The sequence below is a fragment of the Streptomyces cupreus genome (assembly GCF_014257025.1).
Lineage (GTDB): Bacteria > Actinomycetota > Actinomycetes > Streptomycetales > Streptomycetaceae > Streptomyces > Streptomyces cupreus.
In genome coordinates this window covers 166,496-187,775 of record NZ_JACMSF010000003.1, presented here as the reverse complement: position 1 = coordinate 187,775, position 21,280 = coordinate 166,496, and the positions used below count along the sequence as shown (strand labels likewise).

The 21,280-nt window shown below is 71.1% G+C and carries 19 protein-coding genes; 6 read left to right on the top strand and 13 right to left on the bottom strand.

Annotated elements, in window-relative coordinates:
* Positions 1 to 17 precede the first annotated feature (17 nt).
* Complete coding sequence (locus tag H4N64_RS04230; protein ID WP_186280727.1) at positions 18 to 1,736, top strand: YncE family protein; 1,719 nt, start codon at positions 18 to 20, stop codon at positions 1,734 to 1,736.
* On the opposite strand, the gene H4N64_RS04225 is transcribed toward H4N64_RS04230, so the two are convergent.
* From H4N64_RS04225 to H4N64_RS04175, 11 genes are all read right to left on the bottom strand, one after another.
* The gene (locus H4N64_RS04225) at positions 1,726 to 2,337 is read right to left on the bottom strand and encodes a hypothetical protein (protein WP_186280726.1); all 612 of its coding nucleotides are present in this window, start codon (positions 2,335 to 2,337) and stop codon (positions 1,726 to 1,728) included. The two genes, H4N64_RS04230 and H4N64_RS04225, sit on opposite strands and share 11 nt — an antisense overlap.
* Positions 2,324 to 3,850, bottom strand: coding sequence for a substrate-binding and vWA domain-containing protein (locus H4N64_RS04220; RefSeq protein WP_186280725.1), 1,527 nt, complete (start codon positions 3,848 to 3,850; stop codon positions 2,324 to 2,326). Before H4N64_RS04220 ends, H4N64_RS04225 begins: the two co-directional genes overlap by 14 nt.
* Complete coding sequence (locus H4N64_RS04215) at positions 3,847 to 5,010, bottom strand: toxic anion resistance protein (RefSeq protein ID WP_186280724.1); 1,164 nt, start codon at positions 5,008 to 5,010, stop codon at positions 3,847 to 3,849. Before H4N64_RS04215 ends, H4N64_RS04220 begins: the two co-directional genes overlap by 4 nt.
* A 12-nt stretch (positions 5,011 to 5,022) precedes the next feature.
* The gene (locus H4N64_RS04210; RefSeq protein ID WP_186280723.1) at positions 5,023 to 6,105 is read right to left on the bottom strand and encodes a substrate-binding domain-containing protein; all 1,083 of its coding nucleotides are present in this window, start codon (positions 6,103 to 6,105) and stop codon (positions 5,023 to 5,025) included.
* 111 nt (positions 6,106 to 6,216) lie between these two features.
* On the bottom strand, positions 6,217 to 7,509 hold the full coding sequence (locus H4N64_RS46310; RefSeq protein WP_186280722.1) for a glycosyltransferase: 1,293 nt from the start codon (positions 7,507 to 7,509) through the stop codon (positions 6,217 to 6,219).
* Positions 7,457 to 8,674, bottom strand: a complete 1,218-nt coding sequence (locus H4N64_RS04200) for an MFS transporter (protein WP_186280721.1) — start codon at positions 8,672 to 8,674, stop codon at positions 7,457 to 7,459. Before H4N64_RS04200 ends, H4N64_RS46310 begins: the two co-directional genes overlap by 53 nt.
* The gene (locus tag H4N64_RS04195; protein ID WP_186280720.1) at positions 8,671 to 9,330 is read right to left on the bottom strand and encodes an HAD-IA family hydrolase; all 660 of its coding nucleotides are present in this window, start codon (positions 9,328 to 9,330) and stop codon (positions 8,671 to 8,673) included. The genes H4N64_RS04200 and H4N64_RS04195 overlap by 4 nt, the downstream gene beginning before the upstream one ends.
* Complete coding sequence (locus tag H4N64_RS04190; RefSeq protein WP_186280719.1) at positions 9,327 to 9,977, bottom strand: transaldolase family protein; 651 nt, start codon at positions 9,975 to 9,977, stop codon at positions 9,327 to 9,329. Before H4N64_RS04190 ends, H4N64_RS04195 begins: the two co-directional genes overlap by 4 nt.
* Positions 9,974 to 11,998, bottom strand: a complete 2,025-nt coding sequence (locus H4N64_RS04185) for a thiamine pyrophosphate-binding protein (RefSeq protein WP_186280718.1) — start codon at positions 11,996 to 11,998, stop codon at positions 9,974 to 9,976. Before H4N64_RS04185 ends, H4N64_RS04190 begins: the two co-directional genes overlap by 4 nt.
* Positions 11,999 to 12,342: 344 nt before the next feature.
* On the bottom strand, positions 12,343 to 12,756 hold the full coding sequence (locus H4N64_RS04180) for an SCO4983 family protein (protein ID WP_186280717.1): 414 nt from the start codon (positions 12,754 to 12,756) through the stop codon (positions 12,343 to 12,345).
* Positions 12,757 to 12,837: 81 nt separating this feature from the next.
* Positions 12,838 to 14,049 carry a pyridoxal phosphate-dependent aminotransferase gene (locus H4N64_RS04175; protein ID WP_186280716.1) on the bottom strand — a complete coding sequence of 404 codons (1,212 nt, stop codon included), beginning with the start codon at positions 14,047 to 14,049 and terminating at the stop codon, positions 12,838 to 12,840.
* Between the two features lie 182 nt (positions 14,050 to 14,231).
* Here H4N64_RS04175 and H4N64_RS04170 point away from each other — a divergent pair, with 182 nt between their 5' ends.
* Both H4N64_RS04170 and H4N64_RS04165 read left to right on the top strand, forming a co-directional pair.
* Entirely contained in the window at positions 14,232 to 14,855 is a 624-nt protein-coding gene (locus H4N64_RS04170; RefSeq protein WP_186280715.1) for a hypothetical protein, read from the top strand.
* Between the two features lie 331 nt (positions 14,856 to 15,186).
* Positions 15,187 to 16,029, top strand: a complete 843-nt coding sequence (locus tag H4N64_RS04165; protein WP_186280714.1) for a S1 family peptidase — start codon at positions 15,187 to 15,189, stop codon at positions 16,027 to 16,029.
* A 3-nt stretch (positions 16,030 to 16,032) separates the two neighbouring features.
* Here H4N64_RS04165 and H4N64_RS04160 read toward each other — a convergent pair whose 3' ends face one another.
* The gene (locus H4N64_RS04160) at positions 16,033 to 17,628 is read right to left on the bottom strand and encodes an amidohydrolase family protein (RefSeq protein WP_186280713.1); all 1,596 of its coding nucleotides are present in this window, start codon (positions 17,626 to 17,628) and stop codon (positions 16,033 to 16,035) included.
* Between the two features lie 10 nt (positions 17,629 to 17,638).
* Positions 17,639 to 18,904 (bottom strand): amino acid deaminase, encoded by a 1,266-nt coding sequence (locus tag H4N64_RS04155; protein ID WP_186280712.1) that lies wholly within the window; start codon positions 18,902 to 18,904, stop codon positions 17,639 to 17,641.
* A 114-nt stretch (positions 18,905 to 19,018) separates the two neighbouring features.
* On the opposite strand from H4N64_RS04155, the gene H4N64_RS04150 reads away from it, so the two are divergent.
* Genes H4N64_RS04150 through H4N64_RS04140 form a run of 3 tightly spaced genes read left to right on the top strand, consistent with a single transcriptional unit; the run spans position 19,019 to position 21,230 of the window.
* On the top strand, positions 19,019 to 20,065 hold the full coding sequence (locus H4N64_RS04150; RefSeq protein ID WP_186280711.1) for a PfkB family carbohydrate kinase: 1,047 nt from the start codon (positions 19,019 to 19,021) through the stop codon (positions 20,063 to 20,065).
* Positions 20,062 to 20,823: an IclR family transcriptional regulator gene (locus H4N64_RS04145; protein ID WP_186280710.1), complete on the top strand. Its 762-nt coding sequence runs from the start codon at positions 20,062 to 20,064 to the stop codon at positions 20,821 to 20,823. The genes H4N64_RS04150 and H4N64_RS04145 overlap by 4 nt, the downstream gene beginning before the upstream one ends.
* A complete protein-coding gene (locus H4N64_RS04140) occupies positions 20,820 to 21,230 on the top strand; it encodes a RidA family protein (protein ID WP_186280709.1) in 411 nt (136 codons plus the stop codon). Before H4N64_RS04145 ends, H4N64_RS04140 begins: the two co-directional genes overlap by 4 nt.
* The last annotated feature ends 50 nt before the right edge of the window (positions 21,231 to 21,280 follow it).

The following is a 21,280-nucleotide window of genomic DNA, read 5'->3' as shown; positions in this document are numbered from 1 at the left end:
GACTGTGGGGGGCACAGTTGAACACAGCACACCGTCCCAGACGTCTCGCGGCCACCGTCCTCGCCGCGGCACTCGCCGGGACCGGTCTCACCGTCGCCGCCGCACCCGCGGCGCACGCGGCGGCCTCCGTCGTCGTGGCCAAGCTGCCGATCTCGTCGTACTCGGCGCTCGCCGTCGACAACGTGCACCGGCGCGTGTACGTCGCCGACTCCCGCACCGACAGCTACTACAACAGCGGCATCATCGCCGTGTACACCTTCGACGGCGAGCGCGTCACCACGATCAGCACCACCCAGCACGTCTCGGGCCTCGCGCTCAGCGCCGACGGCGCCACGCTGTACGCCGGCGGGCGGGACTGGATCTACAAGGTCGACACCACCACCTACCAGGTGAGCAACAACAGCTACGCGTCCACCGACAACTGCGGCCGCAGCATGGCCTTCTCCGGCGGCCAGCTGTACTTCACCACGCCGTACTCCTACTACACCTCCCAGTGCGACTCCACGCTCGCCTACCTGGACAGCACGGCGGGGCGCACCAACTGGCAGGACAACGGCAAGCTCCAGCTGGAGTCCGGCCCGGGTGACCGGATGCTGATGGGCCAGCCGCTCAACGCGAACGCGACCAACCCCTTCGTCACCGTCTTCGACACGAGCAACGGCACCCTCGTGCGCAACGCCGCGCGCCGCTTCGCCGACGCCGACGGCAAGGGCGCCCTGAACCTCAAGGACATGGCGTTCTCCGCCGACGGCAGCAAGGTCGCCGTGGCCGACGCCGCCTACGGCACCCGCCTGCTGAACACCAGCGACCTGACGGACGCGGCGAGCGGCTACCAGGCCCTGCCCTCCGGTGCCACCGCCAGCGCGGTCGCCTTCAGCGGCGACGGCAAGTACATCGCGCGCGGCGCCTCGGCCACGGGCTCCACCCCCGACCTGCTGGTGCAGCCCGCCGACCCGGCCGACTCCACCGCCCCGTTGGAGTTCGTCTTCGAGGGCAGCCTCGACGGCGACCGGGTCGCGCCGCGCGGCATGGAGTGGGCGGCGGACGGCTCCCGGCTGTTCACGGTCACCACCAACGCCGCCGGCAGCCAGTACTGGCTGCACGTCGTCCAGCCCCCGGCCGTCCAGTACGACGTCCGCCTCAGCGAAACGTTCACGCACAGCCCCGCCCAGGCCGTCGCGGGCGAGCCGCTGTCGGTGCGGGGCCGGCTGGAGTACGACGGCCCGGCGCCCGCCGAGCCGCTGAAGGTGACGGCGACCCGCACGGACGCCAACGGCACCCATGACCTGGGCACCTTCACCGTGAAGGAGGACGGCTCCTACACCGTCCTGGACGAGCCCGACCTGGTCGGCGACGCCACCTACACCGTCTCCTACCTCGGCGACCTCACCCACCGCCCGGCCAACGACGTCACCCACACGGTCTCCGTCGGCAAGGCGCCCACCTCGATCGCGCTCACCGCCCCGGCGGAGGCCTCGATCAGTACGGGCGTCGAGATCACCGGCACGTTCACCGCGCAGGGCAAGGCCCTGCCGGAGCGGGCGGTCCTCAAGGTCCAGCGCACCGACCGTGAGGGCACCGGCACGCTGTCGTCGGTGACGGTCGCCGCGGACGGCACGTTCACCATCAACGACATCCCGCGCACCCGGCGGGAGACGACGTACACGGTGAACTGGCCGGGCGACGACCTGCACGAGGGCTCGACGGCGTCGGCGACGGTCTACGTCACGCGCTGATCCCCTGGCCCCCGCCCCGGTCCTCCAGATACCGGGTGTGGGTCTCCTGGCGGCGGGCCTCCGTGTCCCGCAGGGCCGCCGCCAGGGTCTCCGCCTCCTCACGCAGCAGGCCGAGCTGGCGCTCCAGATGCCGCTCCGGCGGCTCCTGCCCCGGCGTCAGCCGCGTCCACCACCTCGCCCGCACGAAGCTGTCGACGGCCTCGGGAAGGTCCTGCCGTACGGCCCGGCCCAGGGTGTGCAGGCCCTCCGGGTCGTGGGCGAGCAGCTGGATGGCCCAGCCCGGCGCCAGCAACGCGCTCAGCAGGTTCGTCAGCTCGGTGAGACGTCCCCCGGCGGCCGGGGGCAGGTCGACCTCCGCCAGATACCCGCACAGCTTGTCGAAGTCGGCGCGCAGCTCCTCCAGTTGGGCCGACGGGTCGGGGAAGTCCGGCAGCGCGGGCCGCTCCGGCGGGGCGATCAGCGCGCCCGCGCCGTACAGTCCCGCCACGACGACCGGCCAGTACGGGCCCGCCACCCCGGCGAAGGTCAGCCCGAGCCCGGCGATCCCGCACACGCTGCCGGCGATGTTCTTGCGTGACTCAAGGTACTTACTGATAGCCACGGATCTCCTCGAAGGCGCCGTCCAGCGAGCCCTTTTGGGCGTCGAAGAGACGGCCGCCGGTCAGATCGGCGATGTGCTCCAGCTCGGACCGGTCGGAGTCGCCGAAGAGGATGGGGAAGACGGGCGTCTCACGCCGGTCCCGGTCGAGCCCGGCGTAGAAGGCGTCGAACTCGTCCGCCTCGGCGCCCGCGGTGTTCTCGCCGTCCGTCATCAGCACGATCGACGTGAACGTGTCCTGACCGGCGCCGAGATGGTCGTACGCCTTCTCCAGCGACGTGAAGATCGCCGTGTCGCCCTCCGCGGTGAGCGCCGCGGTGTCCTTGCGGATGGCGTCGAGGCCTGAGCGCGGGTTCGCGGGGTCGACGACATGGGTGCGCACGCTCTTCACGTCCGAGCCGAACGGCATCAGCGTCACCTCCTCCCGCTCGCGGAAGTCGCCGGTGAGCCCGGTGAGCGCGGTCTTCAGACGGGCCAGGCGCTCGCCCTCCATCGAGCCCGAGGTGTCGAGGACGTACACCGTCCGGGACGGGCGGCGCAGCTCGTTCTCGTAGGCGTCGAGGAGTCCGTCGGCGACGGAACGGCTGCCGGGGAAGGGCAGTTCGCGCCTGCGGCCGGTGTCCAGGCCCGCTCCCGGGGTCACCGAGGCGACGACGGGGCGGCGATGGGTGAGGTCGGTGATCTCCTTCTGCATGTCCGGGCCCCGCAGGGCCTCGGCCAGCCGGCGGACGTTCTCGCGGGTGTCGGCGTCGGTGGAGGCGAGCGAGGAGACCGGGTAGTCGGCGGTGACCACGCCGTCGCTCGGGCGGATCACGGTCAGGCCCGGGATGCCCTTGAGGACGGACTCGTAGTTGAGCATCGCGTCGACGTCCCCGCGCCGCTCGTAGGCGGCCGCCAGCCAGCCCGAGGACCCCGAGGTGAGCCGCTGTCCCTGGAAGAACTCCTTCAGCCGGGGGGTCGCCTCGTCGACGTCCGCGTCCGTGAGCGCCGACTGGGCGCCGGAGAGCGCGGAGGCGACCGAGACGAGCGTGGCGAACCCGGAGTTGGAGCGGGCCGGGTCGGTCATGCCGTATGTCAACTCTCCGTCCCGTACGGCCTGTTCGACCTGGGACCAGGTGACGTCCGACGGCTTCCACCCCAGTTTCCGCACGGTGTCCGGCTTGACGCCGATGGCTACCGGGCTGCTCATCACCGGGGTCTCCGAGACGATCTTCTTCGTCGCTTCGGGGCGCAGTCGCAGATAGTCGTTGGAGGACAGCCACAGGGCGTCGTACTTCCCGTCCGTCCCGCCCTTGGCCAGCAGGTCCACGGCGTCGAGGGCGCCCATGTAGCCGGCCTCGACCTTGATGCCGGTGTCCTGCTCGACCCGGTCGAGCACCGGGGTCATGTCGGCGAGCTCGCTGGAGGCGAGGACGCGCAGGGTGCCGGGCTCGGGGGAGTCGGGGTCCTTGTCGTCCTGTGCGGTGCAGGCGGTGGCCAGCAGGGCGACGGTCAGCAGGGCCGTGAAGCGTCTCATCCGAGCCCCCCTTCCAGCGCGCCCCGGTTCCGGCCGCGCTCCAAGTAGGCGGAGGCGTGCTGGAGTTCGGACGTCAGGTTCTCCACGGTCGTCGCCATCGCCTCGGTCGCCTGGACCTTGTAGGTGTCGATCGCGTCCAGGGTCCGGTAGATCTGCTGGAACGCCGAGCGCAGCGTCTCCGCGCCGACCGCCGGGTCCGCGGCGATGCGCTGGATCTCCCCGCTCTGCGTGGCGAGCATCTCGGCGTTGCCCCGCACGAGGTCCTCGGTCGTCCCGCGGAGCGCGTTGACCTGCTCGATGACCTTCTTCTGGTTGTCCAGCGCGGACGCCAGCATCACCGAGATCCGCAGCGCCGAGACCGTCGTCGTGGCCGCCCGGTCGACGCCCTTGATCAGCTCGTCGTTGTTGCGTCGTACGACGTCCATGGCGAGGTAGCCCTGTGCGCACACCGCGAGCTGGGTGAGCAGGTCCTGGTGCTTCTGCCGGACCGGGAAGAGGACGTCGGCGCGCAGCGAGTCGGCCGCCTCCAGATCGCCGACGCCGGCGATGTGCTGCTCGACGGCGGTGTCGAGGGCCTCGGTGAGGACGACGTACTCCTGGAGCTTGCCCATGGTCTCCCACAGGCGGACCCGTTCGGTCTGCAACGCGGCGTTGTCCCGGCGCAGTTCGTCCTGGCCGCCGCGCAGCGAGCCCACGATCTTGTTGAGGGTGCCCTGCGCGGAGGCGTACTTGGCGACATGGTCGCGCAGCTTGTTGCCGCCGGGCAGCCTGGAGAGGAACTTGCGCCCCTTGGAGGCGGGCAGATCACGCGGGTCCAAGTCCTCGACCACGCGCCGGAGTTCCACCAGCGAGCCCGCTACCTGCGACTGGGCGTCCCCGCCCTTGTCGGGCAGGCTGCGCACGGTCCGCTCCAGCATCCGGTTGGACTGCGCGGCCGCGCTGCGCATCTCACCGGCGCCGAGCGCGGTGATCTCCCCGACCTTCCCGGCGAACTCCGGGGAGCGGGCGTCGAGGGCGGCGAGCGTCTGGACGTAGTCGGAGGCCTTCTGCGCGATGCCCGCGCGGACGCTGTCGTCGACGGGGACGAGCCCGCCGGCCTTCTCCCTCGGCACGGGCGCGACGGCCTCGGGCGGGGTGAGCGTAAAGGTTTCCTCGGTCATGTGCGGTTCCCCCTAGGATCCGGCCCGGCGCGCCATGTCGTGCAGCACCGCGGAGGTGGGCACGGGCGCCTGCCGGACGCCGGTGAGCTTCTGGTTGAGATACGCCGTGTGCGCGGCGGTGGCCGAGGTGAACTCGGCGGTGGCGCCCTGCGGCCGGAACCCGTGCCGGACCGCCAGCTGGCGCAACTCGGGGTCCGAGCTGAGCAGTTCACCCAGCGCCCGGCCGTCCTCGGTCAGCGGTACGACGGTGTGGTCGCTGTTGGTCGTGGTGTCCGGGTAGAGGACGGTCAGGTCGTCCACGCCTGCCCCCGTGCCCTGCCCGAGCATCGCGGCGACCTGCGACTCGTAGACCAGGACCAGCGGGTTCCCGGCGCCGCTGACGAAGTCCCGGAACGCCGCGTCCGTACTGGACTGCTGGGCGCCCTGCACACTGACCAGCTTGCGCATCAGCGGCGCGGTCGCCTCGACGTCCTTGTCGCTCGCGGCGACCCGGCCGCCGCCCTCCACATAGGAGGCCGCGGCGAGGTAGAGCGCGCCCGAGTTGGAGGTCTCCGGGTCGGTGGAGGCGATGTAGAGGGTGCCGGTCAACTCCCCGTACTTCTCGGCGCCCTTGAGCTGCTGCCAGGTCTTGTCCGCGCGGGCCGCGTCGAGGTAGGCGGCCATCTTCAGGGTGCCGCGATGCTCTCCGTCCAGCGTGGCCATGCCGCCCGCCGCCAGCACCTCGGCGGATCGGCGGTGGGCCACGACGACGAGGGGCGAGTAGAAGGGCCGCGGCAGCGGCTGGCGCGCCTCGTACGTGGCGGCCAGCTCGTCGGCGGGCGCCTTGCTGGAGGGGAAGGCGAAGTCGTACCCCTTGAGGTCGAGCTCCTCCATCGCCCAGGACCCGGACGTCTCCGTCCGCACGGTGTAGCCCTTGGCGGCAAGGGCCTTCACCACGTCGGGATCGGCGAAGAACTCCGCCTTCTCCGAACCGATCACTGCCCGCACGGTCTTCGTTGCCGTGCCCTTGTCCCCGGATTCCCGGCCCGCCACGACGGCTGCCACCACGCCGCCGATCAGCAACACCGCGAGGACGATTCCTGTGATTCGTCTCACGCCGGTGAGCGTGCTCTCGGAACCCCAAGTTCCGGGGCGTCCCGGATTAACGGGGAGTGAAGGGGGCGACCCGTTATGCAACGGGATTGGGGGATTCCCTTACGGGAATCCTCAATCGATGAGGTCCCGGACCGCCCGGGCCCACTGGAGCAGGTGTCGGTCCGGCAGGAAGTCACCGTGCACCCGGCGCCGGGCCGCTGTGCCCAGGCGGGCGGCCAGCGCGGGGTCGGCGAGCAGGCGGGACAACTGGCGGCCCACGGCGGCGTGGTCGTGCGGGTCCGTCACGAGCAGGCCCTCGTGCTCGTCGTCGATCTGGTCAGCGATGCCGCCCACCGCGCTGGCGAGCACCGGGCGCGCCTTCCACATGGCCTCCGTCACCGTCAGCCCGAAACCCTCGGCCAGGCTCTTCTGCACGACGACCGTCGCGTTCCGTTGGAGTGCGGACACGATGGCGGCGTTCTCGGCCGGGTCGGACATCGGGACCGAGATCAGGTGGATGCGGTCCCGCTCGGACCGCGGAAGCCCGAGCCACCGGGCATGACAGTCGCGGAGCACCGCCGCACCGCCCGGATCGTCGGCGATCGCGGTGACGTCCGGGCCCGCGAGGACCAGGTGGGCGTCGCTCGCGTGGAGGGCCGTGCGGAACGCGGTCATGACGCCGGGCATGTCCTTGAGTACGTCCCAGCGGGAGATCTGCGCGACCAATGGGGAGATGCCCACCGACAGGCCTACCTTGCCGAGGAGTTGCGTCGCCTGTGCCGCGTCCATGTCCCGGTTCTTGGGGGAGAGAGGGTCGATCGACGGTGGGATCACGCGAACCGGGCTGTCACGCAAGGGCCCGGGGATGTGCCGACGCGTGGAGAAGACGAGCAACTCGGCCGCCCTCAGCCATGGGTGTAGTCGCTCCCAGGTTTCCGCCGCGGTGGGCAGGTCACTGCCGATGTGGCACCGCCACACCACCCTCGCCCCGGCCCGCCGCAGTACGGGAGCCATCCCCGCGGTCTGCGGATCGTGCAGGACGACCACGTCGCCGGGCCTCAGCCGGGCGGCGAGGTGCGCCGCCGCCTCATCGCACACCTCGGCGTAATGGGCGTACCCCGCCTCGTCGGGCTCGGCGACTTCATGGCCGTACAGCAGCAGGCACAGCCGCTTTCCGACGTCGACGAAGCGGCTGTCCCCGGCGAGGACCAGCCAGCGGGCGTCGATTCCGACGCCGCGTGCGTACGGCAGCAGGGAGAAGGAGAGTTCGGCGACTCCGCCGCCGGTCGCCGTGGTGTTGATCTGCCAGACGGTCCGGCCGGACAGCGACTTGGCGGCTGCCCGCAGCCCGTCCCTGAGGGTCTCGGTGCGGTCAGGACCGATGACGGGGAGCAGGTCCAGGGCGCCGCGTTCGGGTAGATCCACCTGTTTCATGGAAGCCCTTTCGTGAGTTGGGTCCGGACACGGACCCCGCCAGTGCCGCCGCCGTCGCCGCCAGCGCACCGAGGAGGCCGAAAGCGACCGAGAGGCCGACGACTCCCGCCAGCAGTCCGAACGCCGACGGTCCGGCGAGGAACCCGAGGTAGCCGATCATCGACACCGTGGCGATGCCGACCGCCCTGGGGACGTCGGGGTTCTCCCCGGCGGCGCGCATCGCGGCCGGAACGGTCGCCGCGATCCCCGCGCCCAGGATGCCGAGACCCACGATCGCCGCCGCGGTGTTCTCCAGTACGACCGCAAGACCGATGCCCGCCGTGGCCGTAAGCGCACCCCACCGCACCGTGCGCACGGCGCCGAACCGTTCCGCGAGCCGGTCGGCCACCAGCCGTCCGGCGCCCATGGCCGCGGCGAAGACGGTGAACGCCACACTGGCGACCGCGGCCGGGGCGTCGAGTTCGTCGGTGAAGTACACGGTGCTCCAGTTGGTCACGGCGCTCTCGGTCAGGAACACGCACAGCGCGAGCAGCCCGAGACCGACGACCGAGGCAGGCACCCGCGCCCGGGCCCGGCCGCCGATCCCCGCCGGATGCCGCCGGTCGTCGGCGGAGGCGGGCAACAGCCCCCGTGTCACCACGACCCCGGTGAGCGTGCTCAGCGCCGCCGCCACCCCCAGATGCGCCTTGGGCGCCACCTCCGCGGCCGCGGCCAGGGTGCCGAGCCCCGAACCGGCAAGCCCGCCAAAGCTGTTGGCGGCATGCAGCGAGGCGAACACCGGACGGTCCAGCTGTGCCTGCACGGTGACCCCGTGCGTGTTCATCGCCACCGCCAGTGTGGAGTTGGCGGCGCTGAGCAGCACCATCGCGCAAAACAGCTCCGCAAGACCCGGGGCCAGGGCGGGCAGCGCCAGGCTGACCCCGTACACGGCGAGCGCCACCCGTACGACGGGACGGCTGCCGAACCGCCGGCAGGCGTGCCCCGTCGGCGGGATCGTCAGCAGCGGGCCCACGGCCACGCCGGTGAAGACCAGGGTCAGGCTGTCGTTGTCGAGCCCGAGCGAGTCCTTCACCTCTGGGATGCGCGGTACCCAGGTGGTGTACACGGCGGCGTGCAGGAAGAAGACGACCGTGGTCGCCCGCCGAGCCCGCCTCATGCGGCGCTCCTCACCACGGCCAGCTCCGCCAGGCTCTCCACCACCGCCGTGGCCTCGCCCAGCGCCCCCGCGGCATGCGTGACCGGCACCGCCGCCACCGCACATCCGGCGGCCCGCCCGGCCCTGACGCCCGACGGCGCGTCCTCGACGACGAGACAGTCCGCCGCCCGCACCCCGAGCCGGGCCGCCCCCAACTCATAGGACTCGGGATGCGGTTTGCCGCGCCGTACGTCCTCCGCGCACACCAGCACCGGCGGCACCGGCAGCCCCGCCGACCGCAACCGGTGCGCGGCCAGCCGTCTGGAACAGGCCGTCACGACGGCCCAGTTGCCGAGCGCTCCGAGCAGTGCGCCCGCACCGGGCACCGCCGTACCGGGCTCCGGATCCTCCTCCTGCACCAGCAACTGAAAGCGGGCGGCCTCGGCGACCCGCCGCTCGGACCAGTGCGGGCGGATCAGCCGTACCAGATCGGACGCGGTCCGCCCGTGGAGCAGCCCCTCGATCTCAGCGAGTTGAACCTCGTACCGCTCGCACCACACCCGCCAGGCGCGGTCCACCGACTCCCGCGAGTCGACGAGGGTGCCGTCGAGGTCGAGGAGTACGGCGGCGTAGTGCCCGGCGAGCGCGGACGGCCGCAGGACGGTCGTGAGCGTCATGCCGGGCCGTACTGCGCGAGGAAGTCCCGCTCCGCCTCGACGGAGGCGGGATGCGAGGTCAGCGCGTCCAGCACCGCGGGCGCGGCGGACACCCCGTCGGCGCCCTGCCGGAAGGCGGCCACGACCTGCTCGCCGGTCTTCACGGACGCGGTGGTGATCGAGGGGACGGGCCGGGACCAGCGGACGGCGGCCAGGTCGGCGATGAGCGTGTCGGAGACCCGTGGATCGCGCAGGCCCCGGTCGTAGTACGGGATCACTCCGCCGCATCCGAGCGCGAGGGCCACCGCCATGGCCTCGGCGGACTGGGCGCCGGTCAGCGCGACCGGGATGTGCCGGCGGACCAGGGCGGAGGCGAGCCGGGTGCCGTCGGCCGTCGCCAGCGCCTTGATCACCACCCGGTCCGGGCCCAGATCATGGGCGCGCACCGCCTCGGCCTCCAGATCCTTGGGCTCGGCGCCCTCGACGCCGGTGGGCTGGTAGTAGACGGTCATGAGGTCCAGGGCCAGCAGCGCGGCGAGCTGACGCAGCGGGTCCCCGGTCACCGCCCGCATCAGCTTCGGGTTGGTGGTCACGCCCTGGATCAGCCCGAGTCCGGCGAGTCGGGCGACCTCGGGCACAGCGGCGGTGTCGGCCAGCAGCACGCTCATGCCTGCACCCTCCGGTGCGTCTCGAAGCCCTGGGTGACCCAGATCCCGCGCCAGACCTCCGGCTCGGCGGGCAGCCGCAGCTCGACCAGCGCGGGGCCGATCGTCGCCACGGCACTCTCCAGCGCCTCCGACAGCCGGGCCACGGACGCCGAGACCTCCGAGGAGGGGGCGAGCACGGGGACCTCGACCGACGTGGCTTTTACGCCGATCGCGCGGGCGATGGCGCAGTAGTCGAGCCCGGGGACGTTCCGCAGCATCGGCCGCTGCCCGGCGCCGAACCAGTCGGGGCCGGACGCGGCGGACTGCTTGAGCAGGGAGACGGACTGGCCGTTGTTGCAGACCAGGTAGGTGATCCGGGCCTGTTGCTGGACGGCGGCCACCAGACCCTGGAAGGAGTTGGTGAACGCCTGGTCCCCGAGCGTGCACAGCACACCCCGGTCCGGTTCGGACACCGCGAGCCCGGTGGCGAGGGGAATGCCGGAGCCGACGAAACCGCCGTGCCCGCCGAGGATCCGCAGCCCCGGCGGCAGGGCGTCGTAGCTCTCGGCGAGCAGCCCGCCGAACATCTGGCTGTCGTCCACCAGCACCGGTCGGGGCAGCGCCGCGAGGGCGCCCGCGACGGCGGCGGCGATGTCCCGGCGGGCGCGCACCACCTTCGCCTCGGCCGGTTCGGGGGTGACATCGGACTCGGCGGCGACCTCGGGGCCGAACCACGGCGTCTGGGGCCGGGCCGGCAGGTTGATCTCCAGCAGTTCGGCCATCCGGAGCAGTGCGACGCCCGGGTCTCCGTCGACGACGAGGTCGTCGGGCCCGAGATAGCCGTTCTTCAGGGCCTTGCCCGCATCGGTGTTGAGTACGATCTTGCGGCAGCCGGGAAGGGGCCCCACGACCCGGGGGTAGATGTTGCGGTCCTCCACGGTGACCAACAGATCGCAGCGGTCGAGGAGTTCGCCGTGCGCGTCGCTGTAGGGGTTGAGCCAGCCCGCGAATCCGGTCACCTCCTCGGCACGCAGCCGCTCGAACAGCATCGGCCCGCGGCGATAGCGCACCTGGAGGACGGCGGCGCCCAGGACCCGGCTCACCCGGTCAAGACCCTCGCGGACGCCGTCGAAGCGCAGGGCGTAGTCGTCGATCAGCAGCACCGGCCGGACGGCGGTGGCGAGCAGCCCCACGGCCGCCATCGTCACCTCGGCGTCCGGGTGCCGGGCCGCCGGGGGCAGCGGCGGCTCCTCCAGCGCGGCGACCGGAACCCACCGCCGCTCGGCCACATCCTGCGGTACGCCGATCAGCGCGGGCCGGTGCGGCGCCTGACGCACCTTCCGTACGGCCTCCCGCAGCCGCGCCACGAAGGCCGCGCCCGCGGCCCCGGCCGCCTGCGGCTCCTCGGGCACGGGCGGCGCCTGCCACCACCAGTCACTGAACTCGCCCATCGCGCCGAGCAGGTTCTCCTCCCCGTGCGGGGGAAGGAACGCCGCCGATCCCGTACTGGGCAGTCCTACGACGTACACGGAGCCGAGTTCATTGCGGCGGGCGTCCGCCAGCGCACCGCCCGCGTTGGTCAGGCCCCGGGCGCCGTGCAGGATGGCGGCGCCCCGGCCGGGGCTGAGCAGTCCGGCTCCGGCGGCCATGAAGGCGGACTCCTTGTCGCCCCGGCCGTTGATCATCTCCATACCGGGGGTGCGGTCGACCGCGTCGCACAGGGCGAGTTCGCTGGTGCCGGGGTAGCCGAACACCACTCCCACCCCCGCAGCGGCCAGCACCACGGCGACGGCCTCGGCGCCGGTGAGCCGGGGCGCGTGGGCGCACAGTGCCTCCGTCAGGGCGGCGGCCGGAGCGGGGGTGATGTCCAGGGCGGCGGCAAGGGAGTCGACGGCGTGCTCCCGTCCCCGCGCTATGAGATGCCCCACCAGTCGGGGGCCGTCGGGCCCGGCGAGCTCCAGAAGGCTTCGGGCCGTGTCGTCGGCGGTGGTGAAAGGTGTCCTGGCGATTTCCTGAAGCGCTAAATGATCCCTCGCATGCATGGTCACATCACCTCGTTCGCGTAGGTCCGGGTGAGTCACGCTAGAGGCGGCGGACGAGGCGCCGGGTTAAGTGAGGGTAACGCGAACTTGCAGAGATGAGGGTGTCTCATTCTCTACAGTCCTGACCTGCAACTTTCTTACTTCGCCGGTTTATCTACGGACGTGCGGAACGGCTCTGATCAAGAATTCCGGGAAAAGGCACCACGGTAATTCTGCAAACCGGTCGAACCCCTTGCTTCAAAGGGGTGCCGATTCTTTTCCGCCCGATGGGGAGCGTGGCGCCCGGTCCGCGCGTCGCTGCGGGTGCGCGCGGACCGGGGCCGTTGGGGGAGAGCCCTTTGGGCTCAGTGGGACGCGAGTTCGCGGGGGTCCAGGAATGCCGCGTGGGCGTCCATGCGTTCGGCGGCGAGGATGGCGGCCGCCGTGTCGGCGCGGGATGCCGCGACGACCAGTGCTCGCCCGGCCAGCGTGTGGGCGCGCTGGTGCAGCGCCTGGAGATCGCGGGGCTTGCCCGCGGGTAGCGCGCGGACCAGGCCGCCACCGCGCAGCCGGGTCACCTGCTCCGCGAGCCGCTCGGCGGCGGCGTCCAGGTCGGCGGACGGGGCCAGGGCGCGCAGCTCGTCGGTGACGGCCAGGAGCGCGGCGAGATGGCCCGCCAGCTGGATGTCCAGCTCCTCCTCGCGCGACCGGTGGGGGAAGTCGGAGGTGGTGCCGGCCATCGTGCTGTGGACCGACTTGGTGCGGATCGGCTCGTACATGGGGATGGCCTCCTGTGCTCTGACAGGAAGCCATCCTAGCTTAGATTCCGTCTAAAGTTGAGTCGCTCGTATTTTTCGGGGTTACGTCTGGCTGTAGCCGTCGAGGAAGTTCCCGATCCGGGTCACGGCATCCCTGAGGTCGCCGACCGTCGGCAGTGTCACGACCCGGAAGTGGTCGGGCTCGCTCCAGTTGAAGCCGGTGCCCTGGACGACCATGATCTTCTCGCGCCGCAGCAGATCGAGGACGAGCCGCCGGTCGTCCTTGATCTTGAAGACCTTGGGGTCGAGGCGGGGGAAGAGGTAGAGCGCCCCCTTGGGCCGCACGCAGCTGACGCCGGGGATCTGTGTGAGCAGCTCATAGGCGACGTCCATCTGCTCCTTGAGCCGCCCGCCGGGAAGCACCAGATCATTGATGGTCTGCCGCCCGCTGAGCGCGGCGACGACACCGTGCTGCCCGGGCATGTTGGCGCACAGCCGCATGTTCGCGAGGATCGTGAGGCCCTCGATATAGGAGTCGGCGTGGGCGCGCGGGCCGGAGATCGACATCCAGCCGACGCGATAGCCGGCCACGCGGTACGCCTTCGACATGCCGTTGAAGGTGAGGGTGAGCAGATCGGGGGCGATCTTGGCGGTCGCGGTGTGCGTGGCGCCTTCGTAGAGGATCTTGTCGTAGATCTCGTCGGAGCAGACGAGCAGGTTGTGGCGGCGGGCGATGTCGGTGAGCCCCTTGAGCAGGGCCTCGTCGTAGACGGCGCCCGTGGGGTTGTTCGGGTTGATGATGACGAGCGCCTTGGTGCGGTCGGTGATCTTCCGCTCCACGTCGGCGAGGTCGGGCATCCAGTCGGACTGCTCGTCGCAGCGGTAGTGCACGGCGGTGCCGCCGGACAGGGAGACGGCGGCGGTCCACAGCGGGTAGTCGGGCGAGGGGACGAGCACCTCGTCACCGTCGTCCAGCAGCGCTTGCATCGCCATCACGATCAGCTCGGAGACGCCGTTGCCGACGAAGACGTGCTCTACGTCGGTCTCGATGCCGAGGGTCTGGTTGTGCATGACGACGGCGCGGCGGGCCGCGAGGAGCCCCTTGGCATCGCCGTAGCCATGTGCCGAGGAGACATTCCGCAGAATGTCCTCAAGGATCTCGGGGGGACACTCGAACCCGAAGGCGGCGGGGTTGCCGGTGTTCAGCTTGAGGATGCGGTGACCCGCCGCCTCAAGCCGCATGGCCTCTTCGAGAACCGGGCCCCGGATCTCGTAACAGACGTTGGCGAGCTTGGTCGACTGGATCACCTGCATGTCGGTGAGCTTACGGCCCGGTAACGCCCCATGGGCCGTGTTTCCCACCACATGAGACGGGTGGTTTGTGTGGTTATCGCCGTCTGCTGTTCCATGGGCCCCTCCCGTCCCTACAATGTGCGGCCATGTCCAGGCCACCTCAGTACGGAAACGGGACAAACGGCGTGAATGCCGCGAATGGCGTGACTGGCGCCCAGGAGTCGGACCCCCAGGGCCCGCCACAGGTGTACGTCCCGCAGACGGCCCCGTCCCCCGCCTACGAGGAGTACGCCGACCCGGCCGTGGCGCACGGCTGGCAGAACGCGTACGACGAGACGAGCGAACTGCCGAGGGTGCCGGGTACACCGGAGGGTGGCTGGGAGCCCGGCGCCGACGGCCGCGCCGCCCGCCGCTCGCACCGGCGCCGCGACAACCGCCGCCGCGCCCTGCTGGCCGCCGGCGCCTTGGGCACGGTCTCGGTCGCGGCCCTGGTGGCAGGCTTCGGCTTCTCTTCCGACTCCGCCTCCAGTGACGCGGATGTCAAGAAGGACCCGGCCCGCTCGGCAAAGGACGACTCGGGCGCCTCGACGGACCCGTCCGCGACACCGTCCACCGCCTCGATGGCCTCGTCCGATACCCCGGGCACCACGGCATCCCCCGACGCGACGGACCCGAAGACTCCGAAGGACTCCGACAAGACGTCCGCGGCCGCCTCGCCGACGTCCCCCTCCACCACTTCCCAGCCCACCACCACGACCCCGGCGGACACGGGTCCTGGCAACTCCGGGAGCAAGCCGGGACAAGGGTCGACCAAAGGGCCGAAGTAAACCGGAGAGAGGCTGAGCGGCCTGGGCGTCGGCGCAGGACGCGTCAACCGCGGGTCAGGACCCTGCTAACAGTTCCCGTGCAGGCGTTGATGCGCTCGCGGGAGGCTTCGGCGTCGGCCGAGGCTCCCTGCGCAGGAGATGAAGTCGTAGGAGCCCGTGGGGAGTTCGGGCTCGCGGATGCTCATTCTGCCGTTACTCGGGGCCGCCCCCCGCTCCCATGGCCGGAAATGACTGCTTGTTCTCATAGTCCCCTCACATAACAATGCGCATGACAAATCAGTGGGTGGCCGGAAGATCTCCGGTCACCTTCGTCGCAAGAGGGGACCCCCACATGAGAAAGCCTCTCGTCGTCGCGCTCGCCGCCCTGGCCATCGCCGGGGCCGGCGCGGCACCCGCGGTTGCCGCTCCCGAGAGGAGCGACAGCGCCGCACCCGCGATCCAGGCCGTCAACTTCGCCGGGACCGTGTCGCTCAGCAACTGTTCCGGGTCCGTCATCCGGATGCCCGACTCCGAGGACAACGACCCCGCGCTCGTGCTCACCAACGGCCACTGCCTGGAGTCCGGATTCCCCGAGCCCGGCGAGGTCATCGTCGACCAGGCCTCCAGCCGTTCCTTCGGGCTGCTCAACTCCTCCGGCACCCGTGTCGCCACCCTGCGCGCCAGCAAGATCGCCTACGCGACGATGACCGACACCGACGCCGCGATCTACCAACTCACCCGCACCTACGCGCAGATCAGGTCCTCGTACGGCATCAGTGCGCTGACCGTCAACGACACCCACCCCGTCGCCGGCACCGCCATCAGCGTCGTCTCGGGCTACTGGAAGCGGATCTACAACTGCTCCATCGACGGCTTCGCCTACCGCCTGAAGGAGGGCGACTGGACCTGGAAGGACTCCGTCCGTTACACCTCCGCCTGCAACACCATCGGCGGTACGTCGGGCTCGCCGGTGCTCGACCAGGCCACCGGCAAGGTCGTCGCCGTGAACAACACCGGCAACGAGGACGGGCAGAGCTGCACCGTCAACAACCCCTGCGAGGTTGACGCGAGCGGCAACGTCACCGTCCGCCAGGGCATCAACTACGCCCAGCAGACCTACCAGATTCCCGCCTGCTTCGGCATCGACAACAAGCTCGACCTGAGTGCCAGTGGGTGCGTCCTGCCCAAGCCGTAAGGGCTACGGGGTTCTCCGCACCGCCCGCCCCGCCAGTACGTCCGTTCGGCGGCCGTCCTCGATCACGAAACGGCCGTCGATCAGGACGTACGGGATGCCCGTCGGCAACCTCCTCGGCTCCTCGTACGTCGAGCCCGCCGCCACCGTCTCCGGGTCGAACAGGACCAGGTCGGCGCGGTAGCCCTCGCGGACGAGGCCGCGGTCCGGCAGTCGCAGCCGTGCCGCCGGGCGGCCGGTCAGGTGCGCGACGCACTCCTCCAGGGACAGCACGCCCAAGTCCCGTACGTACCGGCCGAGGTACTGCGGGAACGTGCCGTACGCCCGCGGATGCGGCTTGCTGCCCTGGAGGATCCCGTCGGAGCCGCCCGTGTGGACGCGGTGGCGCATGATCGCCTGAACGTTCTCCTCGTGGCCGACGTGCTGGAGGATCGTCGTGCCCAGCCGGTCCGACAGGAGCAGCCGGCGGGCCGTCGGCCAGCCGTCCAGGCGGTGGCCGATGTGCGGGGAGAGCGCGGAGTCGCTCACCCCCGAGATCTCGATCGTCTCCCACTCGATCGGCACCCCGTGGCAGCCGTCCGAGCCGATGACTTCGAGGTGATGCCGGATCCGCTCGGCGGTCTCCTCGTCCCGCAGCCGTGCCAGCACCGCCTCAGGCCCGCCCTCGCTCGCCCAGCTCGGCAGCAGCGCCGCGAGGGTGGTGCAGCCGGGGGTGTAGGGGTAGGTGTCGAGGCTGATGTCCGCCCCGGCTGCCAGCGCCTCGTCCAGCACCCCCAGCAGCTCCGGCGCCCGGCCTTTGTTCACACCGAAGTTCATGGTGGCGTGGGTGAGGTGGAGCGCGCAGCCCGCCTCCCTCGTCAGGGCCACCATCTCCTCGTACGCCTCGAGCGCACCCGCCCCGTACGACCGGTGGTGCGGGCAGTAGTAGCCGCCGTACGACGCCACCACCCGGCACAGTTCGGTCAGTTCGGCGTCCTTCGCGTACATGCCCGGCGTGTACGTCAGCCCCGACGACATGCCGACCGCACCCTGCTCCATGCCCTCCGCGACCAACCGCCGCATCCGGTCCAGCTCTCGGGGCGTCGCCTCCCGGTCCTCCCAGCCGACCGCGAGCGCGCGGACCGTGCCCTGGGGGATGAGGTAGGCGGCGTTCACGGCGATGCCCCGGCCCTCGAAACCGAAGTCCAGACGGTTCAGATACTCGCCCACCGACCGCCAGTCGAAGTCGATGTCGTCGCCGTGGCCGTTCCAGCCGGTGATCGCGCGGCGGACCTCGGCGAGCGTACGGTCGTCGACCGGTGCGTACGACAGCCCGTCCTGGCCGATGACTTCGAGGGTCACCCCCTGTGCGGCCTTCGCGCTGTGATCGGGGTCCCGCAGCAGGGCCAGGTCGCTGTGCGCGTGCATGTCGACGAAGCCGGGGGAGAGAACCAGGCCCTCCGCCTCCAACTCGCGCATGGCGGAAGGGCGTTGACAGCCCGCCGCCGCTGCCTCGCGCACGATCGAGACGATCCGGCCGTCGTCGACGACCACATCGGCGCGGTAGGAGTCGGCGCCGGAGCCGTCCACCACCTCGGCGTCCCGGATGACCAGATCCTGCACAGCGGGCCTCCTAGAAGAACGTCCGGATGTAGTCGACGACCGTGCCGTCCGCCTCGGCGACCGGGATCAGCGGCCACTTGTCGAAGGACGTGCAGGGGTGGGACAGGCCCAGGCCGACCCAGTCGCCCACCTCCAGGTCCGCCTCGGGCGCCGTACGCAGCCACGCATGCTGGTCGGACAGGCCCGTCACCTCGATCCCGGCCGCCGCGCGCTCCACGCCGTCCCGGCGGACCACCTGTGCGAAGGGCAGGTCCAGGTCGTACGCCGCGTCCCGCTTGCCGGCGTTCAGGAAGGCCTGCTCGGCGGACGGGCGGGAGACCACCTGCGCCCACAGCCGGAACGCGGGCTCCAGGGCGCCCTCCTCGGGGACCCGGTTGAAGGGGGTCAGCTTGCGATAGTGGCCGTCGTCGTGCGAGACGTACGCGCCCGAGCGCAGCAACTTCAGTACCGGTAGGGAGAGGTCGGGGATCTCCCCGAACACATCGGCCACCGCGTCGAACCAGGCGCTGCCGCCCGCGCTGACGACGATCTCGTCCGTGTCCGCGAACCGCCCCGCCTTGTCGAAGTCCACGGCCAGCGCCACCAGCCGGCGCAGCCATGCGTGCACCCGCTCCGGGGTTGCCTGCGGAACCTCGCCCTCGTACCCGGCGACACCGACCAGCCGTAGCGTCGGGGCGGCGGCCACGGCGTCGGCGACCGCGGCGCACTCCGCCTCTGTGCGGACGCCGGTCCGCGCGCCCTCGCCCGCGGCGAGCTCCACGACGACGTCCACGGGCCGGGCGGCGCCCTTCAGCGCCGCGTCCATCAGCTCCACCCCGCGCACGGAGTCGACGTAACAGACGAACCGGAAGGCCGGGTCGGAGGCGAGCTCAGCGGCGAGGCGGCGCAGAGCCGCCGCGTCCACCAGCTCGTTGGCGAGGAACACCCGCTGGATCCCGAACTCCCGCGCCACCCACACCTGGTGCGGTACCGCGAGCGTGATGCCCCAGGCGCCGTGCTCGATCTGGCGCTGGAAGAGCTGCGGGGCCATGGAGGTCTTGCCGTGCGGGGCGAAGGCGAGGCCGTGGCGTTCGGCATACGTCTCCATCAGGCGCAGGTTGTGCTCCAGGCGCTCGGCGGACAGGGCCAGTACGGGGGTGGCGAAGCCGTCCGTGAAGAGGTTGCGCCGCTCGGCCGCGAGCTCGGCGACCGTGCGGCCCATGGCATCCGGCGGGAGGCCCTTGAAGCGGTGGTCGACGCGTTCCTCGGCCAGAAGGGCGAGCGCTTCAGCGGCCATGGGGCCTCCCTGATCTGGAGTGTTGCGTTATCTGCAATGTTCATTGCGTATGTCGCTCACTGCTGTCTAACATCTCGGCCAACACGAGCACAAGGTTGGGGAGCTACGACCATCGTGACCATCACCGGGACCCGCAACACCCCCGACGTCGTCGACGTCGTCACGCTCGGCGAGTCCATGGTCGCGTTCCTCCCCGGCCGACCGGGCCGCCTCGCCGACGTACCGTCCTTCGACCGGTCGATCGGCGGCGCGGAATCCAACGTGGCCTGCGCCCTGGCCGCCGCCGGGCACGCGGCGCGCTGGGTGAGCCGAGTGGGTGCCGACGGCTTCGGCGACCACCTGATCGAGGCGATCGGCTCCTACGGCGTCGACGTGTCGGCGGTACACCGGGACCCGGTGCGGCCGACGGGCGTGTACTTCCGTACGGCGGGGGACCGCGGGACGCACGCGCACGAGGTGGCGTACTACCGGGCGGGTTCCGCCGCCTCCGCCATGTCTTTTCGCGAGGTGGACCTGGCGGCGGTACGGGCGGGCCGGATCCTGCACCTGTCGGGCATCACGGCCGCCCTGTCGGACGACTGCCTGACCTTGCTGCGAGAACTCACGGCCCCCCGGCCGGGGCGGCCCCTCGTCTCCTTCGACGTCAACCACCGACCCGGCCTGTGGACCGACCGCACCGACGCACGTGTGCTGCTGGAACTGGCGCGGGGCGCCGACATCGTGTTCGTGGGGGAGGACGAGGCGAAGGAGGCGTGGGGGGTGAAGGGCGGCCCGGAGGAGATCAGGGAACTGCTTCCGGAGCCGGGGGTGCTGGTGGTGAAGGAGGGGGCGAGGGGGGCGACGGCGTTCCAGGAGCCTGCCTTCGTATGCGAACCCGCCCTGGCCGTCGACGTCGTGGCGACCACCGGGGCCGGAGACGCCTTCGCCGCCGGATTTCTCTCCGGCACCCTCCGGAGCCTCCCCGTCCGGGACCGGATTCGGTACGGGCACCTCTGGGCCGCCGCCGCTCTCACCGCCCCAGGCGACCTCGCCCCGCCCCCCGCCCGCGACACCGCCGACCGCCTCACCGCCCTCGACGGCGACGCGTGGGGGAGACTTCGACTCGGCCCCGGCTGGACACAGACCGAACAGCGGGCCGATGAGGAGGTAGGCACCCCATGAGCCAGACCGTAGACCGCGCGCTGAGCATCCTGCCGCTGCTCGCCGAGGGCCCCGCAGACCTGGGCCAGGTCGCCGACCGCCTGGGGGTGCACAAGTCCACGGCTCTCCGCCTCCTGCGCACCCTCCACGAGCACGGCATGGTCTACCGCCAGTCCGACCAGCGCTACCGCCTCGGCGCCCGCCTCATCTCCCTCGCCCAGGAGGCGATGGAGAACCTCGACATCCGCGAGATCGCCCACCCCCACCTCGTACGCCTCAACGAGAGTTGCGGACACACCGTCCACCTCGCCGTGTACGAGGAGGACGAGGTGCTCTACATCGACAAGGTCGAGAGCCGCTACCCGGTACGGATGTACTCACGGATCGGCAAGCCGGTCGCCATCACCGTCGCCGCCGTCGCGAAGCTGCTCCTCGCCGACCTGCCCGAGCACGAGCGCCGGGCGCTGGCCGACAAGCTCGACTACCCCATGTACACATCCCGTTCGACCCCCAACGCCCCAGCCTTTCTGAGGGAGTTGGACAAGGTGCGCGAACAGGGCTGGGCCACCGACCTCGGCGGTCACGAGGAGTCCATCAACTGCGTCGCCGCCCCCATCCGCGGCGCGGACGGCAAAGTCGTCGCCGCGATGTCGCTCTCCGCGCCCAACGTCGTCGTCACCGCCGACGAACTCCTCACCCTGCTCCCGCTGGTGCGCCGCACGGCCGACGAGATCAGCGGCGAGTACTCAGGCAAGAACCCGGCAAAGGACCCCGTATGACGGACAAGATCGCGCTCACCCCCAAGACCCACACCACCCCGCCCGCGAAGTTCTCGCACGGCGTGAAGAAGGGCAACATCCTCCAGGTCGCGGGCCAGGTCGGCTTCCTGCCGGCCGAGGAGGGCAGGCCGCCCACGCCCGCCGGTCCCACGCTGCGCGAGCAGACCCTCCAGACCCTCGCCAACGTCCAGGCGATCCTGGAGGAGGGCGGCGCGAGCTGGGACGACGTGATGATGATCCGCGTCTACCTGACCGACGTGGACCACTTCGCCGAGATGAACGAGATCTACAACGCGTACTTCGAGGCGCAGAACCTCACCGCCCCGCCCGCCGCACGCACGACGGTCTACGTCGGCCTCCCCGCGGGCCTGCTCATCGAGATCGACGCCCTCGCCGTCCTGAGCTGACGGAGAGCATCTTCGTATAACGATGCAGGGGGCTGGCTGTGTGGCGCACA

What these genes read in the sequence shown, in the direction of transcription:
- H4N64_RS04200 (WP_186280721.1), bottom strand. Translation starts at nt 8,674, where the DNA reads ATGAGGCGGGCTCGGCGGGCGACCACGGTCGTCTTCTTCCTGCACGCC.
- H4N64_RS04175 (WP_186280716.1), bottom strand. Translation starts at nt 14,049, where the DNA reads ATGCAGGTGATCCAGTCGACCAAGCTCGCCAACGTCTGTTACGAGATC.
- H4N64_RS04185 (WP_186280718.1), bottom strand. Translation starts at nt 11,998, where the DNA reads ATGCATGCGAGGGATCATTTAGCGCTTCAGGAAATCGCCAGGACACCT.
- H4N64_RS04140 (WP_186280709.1), top strand. Translation starts at nt 20,820, where the DNA reads ATGACGGACAAGATCGCGCTCACCCCCAAGACCCACACCACCCCGCCC.
- H4N64_RS04165 (WP_186280714.1), top strand. Translation starts at nt 15,187, where the DNA reads ATGAGAAAGCCTCTCGTCGTCGCGCTCGCCGCCCTGGCCATCGCCGGG.
- H4N64_RS04195 (WP_186280720.1), bottom strand. Translation starts at nt 9,330, where the DNA reads ATGACGCTCACGACCGTCCTGCGGCCGTCCGCGCTCGCCGGGCACTAC.
- H4N64_RS04145 (WP_186280710.1), top strand. Translation starts at nt 20,062, where the DNA reads ATGAGCCAGACCGTAGACCGCGCGCTGAGCATCCTGCCGCTGCTCGCC.
- H4N64_RS04180 (WP_186280717.1), bottom strand. Translation starts at nt 12,756, where the DNA reads ATGTACGAGCCGATCCGCACCAAGTCGGTCCACAGCACGATGGCCGGC.
- H4N64_RS04155 (WP_186280712.1), bottom strand. Translation starts at nt 18,904, where the DNA reads ATGGCCGCTGAAGCGCTCGCCCTTCTGGCCGAGGAACGCGTCGACCAC.
- H4N64_RS04190 (WP_186280719.1), bottom strand. Translation starts at nt 9,977, where the DNA reads ATGAGCGTGCTGCTGGCCGACACCGCCGCTGTGCCCGAGGTCGCCCGA.
- H4N64_RS04215 (WP_186280724.1), bottom strand. Translation starts at nt 5,010, where the DNA reads ATGACCGAGGAAACCTTTACGCTCACCCCGCCCGAGGCCGTCGCGCCC.
- H4N64_RS04220 (WP_186280725.1), bottom strand. Translation starts at nt 3,850, where the DNA reads ATGAGACGCTTCACGGCCCTGCTGACCGTCGCCCTGCTGGCCACCGCC.